The sequence below is a fragment of the Nocardia farcinica genome (genome assembly GCF_029867845.1).
Taxonomy (GTDB): Bacteria; Actinomycetota; Actinomycetes; order Mycobacteriales; family Mycobacteriaceae; genus Nocardia; species Nocardia farcinica_A.
The window spans coordinates 1-1,593 of sequence record NZ_JARWRU010000215.1; the positions used below are offsets into that span (position 1 = coordinate 1).

At 73.8% G+C, this 1,593-nt stretch carries 1 protein-coding gene and 1 tRNA gene; both read left to right on the forward strand.

The features are described 5' to 3' along the window. Positions 1 to 1,362 (forward strand): divisome protein SepX/GlpR (gene sepX / locus QH283_RS04390; protein WP_280501732.1); only part of this gene is annotated, 1,362 nt, incomplete at its 5' end. Positions 1,363 to 1,440: 78 nt separating this feature from the next. Further along, a tRNA-Ala gene (locus QH283_RS04395) sits at positions 1,441 to 1,513 on the forward strand. Positions 1,514 to 1,593: the final 80 nt, after the last annotated feature.

Genomic DNA, 1,593 nt, shown 5'->3' on the forward strand with positions numbered 1-1,593 from the left:
CTCGAGGACAGTCCCGAGGAACACGTGGACCGGCGCGGACGGGTCGCGCCCGCGCGCTCCGCTCGCGCCGAAGCGCCACCGCGCGAATCGGATTCGACCGAGGCGGGCCGGGAACGCCACGGGATCGAGATCGACGACAGCGACGACGGGCCGCGTCGCGAGCGGACCATCCGCCGCGGCGGAGCCCGCCGGAACGTCCCGGCCCCGGGCGATTCCGACCGGGACAGGGACGAGTGGCCCGGGGACGCTGCCACCGCCGATGACTCCACCGCCGGTGACTTCACAGCCGATGACGTCACCGGCGCGGACATCGAGGCCGACGACGCCTTCGGGGACACCGACAGCGACGAGGGCGGCGCCGAGCGGGACGAGGACGCCCGCGCGGCGGCCGACGCCGGTGTCCAGGCCGACGCAGGCGACAGCGACGCGGAGCGCGACGATCCCGCCCCTGCGCGCGATCCCGCCCCTGCGCGCGACGGCGACCCGAGCGCCGGGATGCGACAGATCACCGCCCGCATTCCACCCGCGCGCACCAAGGCGCCGGTGCGGGTGCCCGATCCAGGCTACGGCGCGCCGGAATCCGAGGACGAGGAGTTCGACGCCGATTCCGGCGCGACCGAGCGCGCGGATCTCGCGGGCCGGGATTCCCGGGATTCCGGGCGGCGCGGTGAGAAGCGGCGCAAGGGCCGACGTGGTTCCCGCCCGGAGGACCGTTCCCCGGACGACGACCGCCGGAATTCGAGCCGCGATTCCGAGCCCGACGAGTCGGCGGAGGTCGAGTTCGAGGCGGAGAAAGTCGACGAATCTCGCGCCGACGACGCGGAATTCGTGCCGAGCAGGCGCGGCCGCGGTGGCTACGATCCCGAGGCCGACGCCATCGCCCGCGCCGCCCGCTACACCTTCCGGCAGCGGGCCGTGCTCGCCCTGATGCTGACCACACTGGCGACCGGTGCGCTCGGGCTGATCTTCACCCCGCTGTTCTGGTACGGCAGCGGCCTGTCGTTCCTGGTGCTGGCCACCTATCTGGCCTATCTGCGCAGGCAGGTGCGGATGGAGGAGGAGATCCGCCGCCGTCGCGCCGCGCGCCTGCGGCGACGCCGGGAGTTCGCCGAGGACGACGACTTCGACGACCAGCCGCTCGACGCCGACGAGCGCGTCAGGATCGCCACCGGCGGCATGGACCGGGCCACCGCCCGCGCGCTGCGCCGCCGCTCGACGGTGCTGGACGTGGACGACGAGGACCCGCTCTTCGAGCATCTCGAGCCCTTCGACCCGGCCACCGCCCGCGCGCTGCGCCGGCGCACCGGCGTCGACTCCCGGCGGCGGGCGGCGGGCGAGCAACGGCAGGCTTCGGGAGAATAAGCGCAGGTCAGGCGGGCGATTCGGTATCCGGGCCGCCCGCCTGATACAGTGTCACAGCGCGGTTCGCAGGAGCCGCACGGGGCTATAGCGCAGTTGGTAGCGCGTCTCGTTCGCATCGAGAAGGTCAGGGGTTCGATTCCCCTTAGCTCCACAGTCGAGGTCCGCCCCGCCGCCAGGGCAGGGGGGGGGTGTGGGTTACGGCGCCGCTCCACGCCGGTTTGCTCGGGCGGG